General features: G+C 66.8%; 10 protein-coding genes and 1 pseudogene. 5 read left to right on the forward strand and 6 right to left on the reverse strand.

Annotated elements, in window-relative coordinates; all coding sequences use genetic code 11:
* Window positions 1-293: 293 nt before the first annotated feature.
* Window positions 294-533, forward strand: a pseudogene (locus C1J00_RS48400) (NucA/NucB deoxyribonuclease domain-containing protein); the annotation flags it as partial.
* A gap of 52 nt (window positions 534-585) precedes the next feature.
* On the opposite strand, the gene C1J00_RS34040 reads toward C1J00_RS48400, so the two are convergent.
* Window positions 586-1,053, reverse strand: a complete 468-nt coding sequence (locus C1J00_RS34040) for a hypothetical protein (RefSeq protein WP_102912824.1) — start codon at window positions 1,051-1,053, stop codon at window positions 586-588.
* Window positions 1,054-1,377: 324 nt separating this feature from the next.
* Here C1J00_RS34040 and C1J00_RS34045 point away from each other — a divergent pair, with 324 nt between their 5' ends.
* Window positions 1,378-1,911 carry a CbrC family protein gene (locus tag C1J00_RS34045; protein WP_102912825.1) on the forward strand — a complete coding sequence of 178 codons (534 nt, stop codon included), beginning with the start codon at window positions 1,378-1,380 and terminating at the stop codon, window positions 1,909-1,911.
* On the opposite strand, the gene C1J00_RS34050 is transcribed toward C1J00_RS34045, so the two are convergent.
* Window positions 1,893-2,719 (reverse strand): IS5 family transposase gene (locus C1J00_RS34050; protein WP_180989791.1). Its coding sequence is split into 2 segments (ribosomal slippage): window positions 1,893-2,371 and window positions 2,371-2,719, totalling 828 coding nucleotides; the frame shifts between segments, so codons are not numbered across the junction. The genes C1J00_RS34045 and C1J00_RS34050 overlap by 19 nt on opposite strands.
* Window positions 2,720-2,804: 85 nt before the next feature.
* Here C1J00_RS34050 and C1J00_RS34055 point away from each other — a divergent pair.
* Window positions 2,805-3,622 (forward strand): IS5 family transposase gene (locus tag C1J00_RS34055; protein ID WP_102912827.1). Its coding sequence is split into 2 segments (ribosomal slippage): window positions 2,805-3,147 and window positions 3,147-3,622, totalling 819 coding nucleotides; the frame shifts between segments, so codons are not numbered across the junction.
* A 285-nt stretch (window positions 3,623-3,907) separates the two neighbouring features.
* On the opposite strand, the gene C1J00_RS34060 is transcribed toward C1J00_RS34055, so the two are convergent.
* From C1J00_RS34060 to C1J00_RS34070, 3 genes are all read right to left on the reverse strand, one after another.
* Window positions 3,908-4,087, reverse strand: coding sequence for a hypothetical protein (locus C1J00_RS34060; RefSeq protein ID WP_102912828.1), 180 nt, complete (start codon window positions 4,085-4,087; stop codon window positions 3,908-3,910).
* Window positions 4,087-4,509, reverse strand: coding sequence for a hypothetical protein (locus C1J00_RS34065; protein WP_146046303.1), 423 nt, complete (start codon window positions 4,507-4,509; stop codon window positions 4,087-4,089). Before C1J00_RS34065 ends, C1J00_RS34060 begins: the two co-directional genes overlap by 1 nt.
* A 168-nt stretch (window positions 4,510-4,677) precedes the next feature.
* Entirely contained in the window at window positions 4,678-5,679 is a 1,002-nt protein-coding gene (locus C1J00_RS34070; RefSeq protein ID WP_245936610.1) for a CPBP family intramembrane glutamic endopeptidase, read from the reverse strand.
* A 559-nt stretch (window positions 5,680-6,238) separates the two neighbouring features.
* On the opposite strand from C1J00_RS34070, the gene C1J00_RS34075 reads away from it, so the two are divergent.
* Entirely contained in the window at window positions 6,239-6,712 is a 474-nt protein-coding gene (locus C1J00_RS34075) for a hypothetical protein (RefSeq protein WP_146046304.1), read from the forward strand.
* Between the two features lie 122 nt (window positions 6,713-6,834).
* A complete protein-coding gene (locus C1J00_RS34080; protein ID WP_102912831.1) occupies window positions 6,835-7,143 on the forward strand; it encodes a hypothetical protein in 309 nt (102 codons plus the stop codon).
* Window positions 7,144-7,282: 139 nt separating this feature from the next.
* Here the strand turns inward: C1J00_RS34080 and C1J00_RS46025 are convergent.
* On the reverse strand, window positions 7,283-7,707 hold a 425-nt coding region (locus C1J00_RS46025), incomplete at its 5' end, for a hypothetical protein (protein ID WP_219728391.1).

The raw sequence follows: 7,707 nt of genomic DNA on the forward strand, positions 1-7,707 counted from the left end.
CGTCACAGCGCGGCCGGCGGGAAGCCACCCGTCGAATTCGAACGGATCATCCAGGAAGCGCGAGCCCGCACCGATCAGGAAGGCCGGGCCGCATAACCAACGTCTCTACGAAACCAGGGGATTGACACCAAGCCCTACATGTCGGCGAAGAAGGTGCCCGGTCAGACGCCCGACACGCCGCTGCACCGATTGGTCAACAAGACGCGCAAGGACGACAACCGCAAGGCGGGACGACTCCGTAGTCGGTGCTGTCGCCGCCGGCGTAGGCGGCGGTCAAGCAGTGCAAGCGATACTGGGGCGCCAACTACACCCACGGTGGCACCCGCGAGTGCGACGAGTACCCCTTCGCCACCACCTATGAGGGCGCCGCGGAGCACGACTACGACGCGGACGCGAAGAAGTTCAACTTCTCCGTGAAACCGATCGCAGAGGCAGACAACGGTGCGGGCGGCAACCTGCTGCTCAGCTTCTACGCCAAGAACCGGGTCATCGACGGAATGGAAGACGGCTTCATCGTGAAGATCGTCTCCTGACGTGCCGACGGCGGGGGCATCGAACTGTCGGCGCTCCCGCCCTTGTCCGTGTTCAGGCCGTTGCGGGCCAGAACTGCACGAGGTACTTCTCCACGCCTTCGCCCGTGCCCTCCTGTTCCGACAGTGCCGCAGCTTCGCTGCGCCCGGCACAGCTCACCCGGACTCGCCAGGAGCCTCCCGAATCGGCAAGCGTGATCACATCGTCGGCGCGCCCCAAGTCCATGGACCACACGGCCACTTCACCGCTGGACGACTCGAAGGGTGCCTCGGCCTGCTCGTCCCAACGGGAAGGATCCTGCTGGGGCGGCTGTTCGTCCCAGACCTCTACGGTGACCGCAGCGGTATGTGTGTGGCCACCGCTGTAGATGTCGAGACGCCCCGGGAAGTCGTTCAGGAACACGCCCTGCTTGAAGTCGTCAGGGAAGGGGACGGGCAGGTCACCGTCATCGGACTCCTGAAGCCCGAAGCCGTGATGCCCCACATCCGCATAAAGGTGTTGCTGCCGGACAAGCTCGGCCATGAGAGCTCCTTTGGCATGACAAACGACTGGTCATCCCCGTGATCCTAAGTCGGCCCCGGGAGCGCACGGGCATCGTCTTCCGGGTCGGTGGGCAGCCGTTCTGACCCGAATCGGACCTCCAGGGGCAGGCCATGGCGGTCGCGGAGCCGGGCGGCCGGGGCGAACGCCATCGACTGCACTAGTAGGACTCCGTTAACAGGCCATCTCATTTGGCTCTGCAGAGAGACTCCGACCCCCGCGCTTGATCAAGAACCTGCTCGCAGACAGACTGCTCTTCATGGGATCAGTGGGCAGAGCGACCAGGTCGCGGATCGGAAAGTGCCGATGAGTGCCGGCCTGCCCTTCTTCCGTTATCACTCAGATCCCCTCGCGAGCGGGTCCATCCGCGCGTCCACCGAGACGTGCGCCTGCTGCAAGGCCAACAGGGGATGGATCTACACGGCCACTTTCTACACTGCTCAGGACGTCAGGGGACGGTTCTGTCCTTGGTGCATCGCAGATGGCAGTGCGGCTGAACGCTTCGCCGGCGACTTCACCGACTCCTACGGGCTCGACGGTGTCAGTGAGAACGTCTTGCATGAGGTCACCCGCCGCACCCCTGGCTTCCACGCCTGGCAGGATCCACACTGGCTCGTCCACTGCCAGGACGCGGCCGCCTTCGTGGGGGAAGTCGGATACGCCGAGCTGGCGGCGCATCCCGAAGCACTCGACCAGTTGCGGAACGACATGCGCCTCGACGGCTGGCACGACGAAAGCCGACTCGAACACTTCCTGACCAGCCTGGGCCAGGAGGCAACCGCCATGCTCTTCCGCTGCACCGGCTGCGGAGCCCACCTCGCCTACACCGACGCCTCCTGATATCCGTCCGTGCTGGTGAGTCTGCGGTAGCAGATGAGGGTGCAGGCGATGCTGGTGAAGGCTAGGAAGTGGCTGGCCTTGCGTTCATAGCGTCGGTGGAGGCGTCGGCATCCGGCGAGCCAGGCCATGGTGCGTTCGATGGTCCAGCGGTGCCGGCCCAGCCGCTGGCTGGAGTCCGTGCCCTTGCGGGCAATCCGCGGTGTGATGCGTCGGTCGCGTAACCAGCGCCGCAGGTGGTTGTAGTCGTAGCCCTTGTCGCCGTGGAGCTTGCCGGGCCTGCGCCGTCGTCGGCCGCGCCGGGAGCGGACCGGCGGGATTCCTTGAACCAGGGGGATCAGGGCCTGGCTGTCATGGACGTTGGCACCCGAGATGCCGACGGACAGGGGCAGACCGGTCCGCTCAGTGATCAAGTGGATCTTTGAGCCGTACTTGCCCCGATCCACAGGATTCGGGCCTGTCAGCTCCCCCTTTTCAGGGCCCGCATGTTCACCGAGTCGATCGCGCAGCGGGACCAGTCCAGCTCGCCGCGGGAACCGAGTTCGTCGAGGACCAAGCGGTGGAGCTTGGCCCACACCCGGGTCTTCGACCACTCCGTGAACCGCCGGTGGGCTGTGGCTCCCGACGGCCCGAACGATGCGGATGGCAACTGCTGCCACGTACAACCAGACGTCGCGACGAACACGATCGCGGCCAGCACTTCCCGGTCCCCGTGCCGACGCCTGCCACCACCCTGCGGACGGGTCGGCGCCTCCGGCACCACCCGCTGGAACAACTCCCACAACTCATCCGGCACCAGCCGCTCAACGATCCCCACATCGACAGACTATCGATCAGGCCAAATGAGATGACCTGTAAGACCGTGTCCTACGTGGTGAGGCGTCGTTGACTTCGGTATGGGGCGGGGTACGTGGAGTTGGATTGTTCCGGACGGGCTGTGGGAGATCGCGAAGCCGCTGATTCCTCCGTCGAGGGTGCGGCCGCAGGGCGGCGGAACACAGGACACGCCTGATGAGACGCTGTTCGCAGCCATCATCTACGTGCTGGTCAGCGGCTGTGCCTGGCGCCAACTTCCGCCTTGCTTCGGCATATCGAAGTCGACCGCCCATCGTCGGTTTCTGATCTGGTCCAGAGCCGGCGTCTGGGGGCGGCTGCATGAGGCGGTGCTGCACCGGCTCGACGACGCCGGTCTCGTCGACGTCACCCGCGTCGTCCTCGACACCGCTCACGTCAGGGCTAAAAGGGGGGCGAACTCACAGGTCCGAGCCCCGTGGACCGGGGCAAGCCGGGTTCCAAGATGCACGTCCTGTCGGACGCCAACGGACTGCCTCTTCTCGTCGGCGTCTCGGCCGGCAACACCCATGACAGCGAAGGGCTGAAGCCCATGGTCGAGGGTCACCAAACGAGACACGACCCCCACCGCGGCCGCCACTTCAAGCCCCAGTGCCTCCACGCGGACAAAGCCTACGACCGCACCGACCTGCGGAAATGGTTACGTGGCAAACGCATCGGAGTACGGATCGCGCGCAAAGGCATCGAGTCAAGCGAACGATTGGGCCGCCGCCGCTGGGTCATCGAGCGGACGATGTCCTGGCTGTCCGGCTACCGACGTCTGAGCCCTCGCTACGAGCGCGATCTCCGTAACTACCTGGCCTTTCTCGGACTAGCAGCCGCTCTGTGCTGCTACAAGCGACTCGTCCGTCTCACCACGTAGGGCACGGTCTAAACGCACGCTAACGCAAGGAACCGCATGCCGAGCCTAGCGCGAATTCAGATCCGAAGCACCCACGCCGTGTGGACAGATGGCTCTCGTCCATCAGCGCTCACCTGCGGAAATGGAGTGGGGGCCGTGGACACGGTTTCCCACCACCACTTCCTGCAGGGCGCCGCCTACAAGCTAGGCAGCGGCGCTGTGACGCTGCTGATCCTGTGGTGGGAGACGCGCCACTGACCGGGCCGCGGGACCGCAGCCAGCTGCGGTCCCGCACTGCCGCCGGCGTCACCCAGCCCGGACGGCGCGGCGCCGCGCCCACCAGGGCGGGCGCGGTGCTGTGGCCGCGCGGACGGCCTGCCCGAACGCTTCCATGGCCGCCTCCAGGCACGCGGTGTTCTCCACGTCCCCGCAGGCGTTGAGCAGCTGCTCGGTGGCCGCAGCGACGGCCGGGTCGGAGCAGCGCATCAGCGGGGCCGCCGCGGCGGCGACCCGGGCGATCGGTTCCCGTACAGCGGCCGTGGTCTGCTTGCTGGCCGGCGTTCCCAGCTGAGGAGTTCCGCGGCCTGCCCCATGCCCACCTGCCCGCTCTGCACGTCCGTGCCACCGGCGATCCTGGCCTGGGCGGCGCCGCCGAAGAACGCGAGTGTGGCCAGCAGGAACGACCGTGCCCGTTCCGCTGGGCCTTCCCAAAGCAGGTGGTTGGCGGCGGCCGCGCCCTGCAGTTCCACCACCGCCACCGTCATGGCGTCGGCCTGCACTCGCAGGGCGCCGATCTCCTCCTGCTGGTCCTGGCGGTTGCGGTTGCGGGTGGTCAGCCACGAGGCGAGGACGGCGATGATCGCCCCGGAGACGAGCGAGCTGTCGGCTAGCTTGATCAACATTTTCATGGCGGCAGGCGGGCTGTGCATCCGCTGCGGCGGCGGGCTCGTTGCGTACCTGACGCACATCCCGCATGCGGCTGTTGCCCCAGTTCACCCCGGAGAGTGAGCACCTCTGTGCTGGGTGAACCGCCTCTTCGCCGCCCACGAGCAGGGCGGCCGTCGGACCGGGCGTGGCTACGGAGTCTGGCTTCGCGGCGTGCCGTCCGGCGCCGGCGCATCCGTCAGTGGCGGGTGCGGCAGGTGCGAGGTGGGCGGCATGGTCGCCGGGGACGAGAGGCGCTGCGGCGGGCGCGACCGGGCCAACCTCAGCACGATTGCGGCGAACAGCAGGACACTTGCCATGTCCGCGATGGCGAGTTGCCAGGGCGCGTCAGCCGCGGTGTCGTCGGACGACAACCCGTCGACGACTGCGGCAGAGACGCCGAAGGCCAGCAGGTTGTTCAGGACGTGCAGGGCAATGGCCGCTTCCAGGCCGCCCGTGCGGATGGTCAGAGCCCCTGCCACCAGGCCGAAAAACAGTAGATCGATGAAGCCCCACTGGGTGCCCCACCCGTGGACTGCGGCGAACAACGCCGCCTGCGGGAGCACCGCGAACCACGGGGAGTGCAGGAAGGCTCCGACCGCCTGGGTCAGCCAGCCCCGGAAAACGTACTCCTCGGCTGCGGCCTGCACCGGAATGAAAACAGTCAGTACGACCAAGGAGGTGAGGAACGGCCGCCAGCCGACCCACGAGGCAGTCTCGCCGGCGGCAGCTCCGTCGTCCGGCAGGAGGGCGGTGGTCACCGCCAGCAGGAGCATGGGGACGACTGCAGCCAGCAGGCACCAGGCCAGCCAGTCGACCCGCAGCCGTCCGGTGACCGACGAGAGGGTGCCGGCCGGGCGTCTCTCCGTCCACCGCACGGCCAGCAGGATGAGGGGCAGGGCGATCGCGATGTACGTCAGATCCAGTGCCGTGTTGCGCAGCGGGCCTAAGTCCACGCCGCCGTCCGGTAGTTCCGGGTAGCCGACCGCGGTCCCGAGGCCGTAGGAGACGGTGAAGAGCAGGAGAGAGAGCACGATCCAGCTCGGGAGGAACAGCAGGGTGCCGAGCAGCGGCCGCCACCAGCGGTGACGACCGGTGCTGCGGCCCATGCGGTGGTACGGGAAGCCGGTGAGATCCGGGGATGCGATTGTCATGATCGGCAGCATTCCAACCACAGGCCGGGAAAGGCGTCCGCCCACAGAAGGAGCGTTGCTCAGTCCTGGGGTGGATGGCCCAGTTCCCTTCCGGACACCGCACGGCCGTACCGGTCTCGACGGCCCCAAGGAGGCTCAGGACTGACCTGGTGTGACGTTTTCGCGTGCCTGGACGCTGTTACCGGCAGAGCCGATCCGGTGCGGGTCCGCGGGAGTTGAGCGGAACTTGAGGTTTCGGGGTGGCGGTAGTAGCCAGTCCGGTTTCTTTAGCTCGCCGCCCTGAGTGCCGTAGATCACTCCCATATGTCCGCCCGGTTTGCGGAGAACCTCCCGTCCACCTGTTCGAAGGCAGGGAAAGCTTCAGGGCATATGCGTCTCAGGATCTGGAACTAGTGATCTACAGAGGGTTAGGTTCTTCATCGCCCCCGGCACAGAAGCCCGGGGGTGCGGGCACCACCATTTCCGACGCACACGGTTTCCAGGCCATCAGTGCACCGGGGGGCAGCGCCCGCACCGTCTTACCCGAAGGACCACGATAGTGAATCGTCGGCATATCCGCATGAGTGCGGTCACTGCTCTTGCTGCCCTCACTCTGGGTGTCGCTGGTACCACGGCGGCGCAGGCCCACGAGCAGCGCGAGATGGCCGCCGCCGCCTCCGTCACCCCGGACGTCGACCCGGCGTTCGAGTTCTCCTCGCACGAGGCGTTCGTCAGCTACCTCGACTCCGCTGAGGGCCAGCAGCTCCTGAGAGAAGAGGGCCTCACCCAGGCGGAGATCACCGCCGTCTACGCCGGCGACGACGTCGCCGCCAAGGGCTGGCTGGACAAGCTGAAGAAGAAGGCCCTGAAGAAGGCCTTCAAGGCGCTGCCCGACTCCTGGCAGAAGAAGCTCACCGACTGGGCGAAGAAGGGCAAGGCCTACTTCAAGAGCAAGTGGAGCTCCCTTCCGGGCTGGGTGAAGAAGACTCTGACCCTGGGCGGCGCGATCTCCGCCAAGACGGCCATCGAGTGGATCATCGACATCATCCTGTGATGTACGGCTTCACCTGATGCAGCCTCTCCCCGGGGGCTGTAACACCCATGTGCGCCCCACGGTTGTTCCCCCTGCCGTGGGGCGCACGTCCATGCCGACACCTACCACTTCGGAGGCATTCCATGATCGATTCCGGCAGCTCTGAGAAGGTTCGGGAGTTCAGCCCGGCTCAGTACATCGCCCCCTACCTGCTGCTCATCATCGGCAACGCCGGAGTGCAGAAGGCGCCGGTGAGTGATCGGCCCGTGCTGTTCTGGGTGTTCACTGCGATCGCCTCGCTCGGTGCCCTTTCCGCCGTCGTGCGCCTCCGGCGCATGTGGAACACGCATCAGCGCCGCACCCTGCCGGCGTGGACGCGATTCCTCGGCGTGCTTCTCGCCTTGTACGGGCTGTACGTCGTCTACCGCGTCATCAACGGCATGGCCGAATAGAGCGTCGAGCCCCCGTCGAGGTCCTGCGCCGCGAAGCCGCCCACCTCGACCCGACGATGGTGCTGCTGGCGACCGCAATCTAGGCGACGGCGAAGGGCAGCATCGGCAAGCTGCGCCAGCGCAGCCGGGGCCAAAGGAGTCAGCCGTCAAGGCCCGCACGCAGGCGAAGAACCAGCTCAAGGCCGTACTCCTCGGCGTCGATCCCGAGCTGCGCGAGGCCCTGTCCAGCCTCAGCAACACAGCACTGATCGCCACGTGCGCCGACCTTCCCGACGGCGACGATGCAGCCGTGTTCACGCTCCGGCTGCTGGCCAGGCGCATCCAGCAGCTGACCGCCGAGGCCAAGGAGCTCGCCCGCCGGACCACCAAGGCCGTCCGTTGCTGGCATCCGCAGCTCCTGGACGTCATCGGCGTCGGGCCCGACAGCGCCGCTGCCCTCCGGCGCCAGGCCGGGGTTGGGCGCGGGTCTGGCGGCACGCCGACGGGGCTGTGACTCGGACACGAGCAGCTCTCCAAAGTTCCAAGATCCCGGGCGTGCAGCAACGTAGCAGAAGGTCAGTACTT

It is taken from the genome of Streptomyces cahuitamycinicus, from assembly GCF_002891435.1.
In the GTDB taxonomy this organism is placed as follows: Bacteria; Actinomycetota; Actinomycetes; order Streptomycetales; family Streptomycetaceae; genus Streptomyces; species Streptomyces cahuitamycinicus.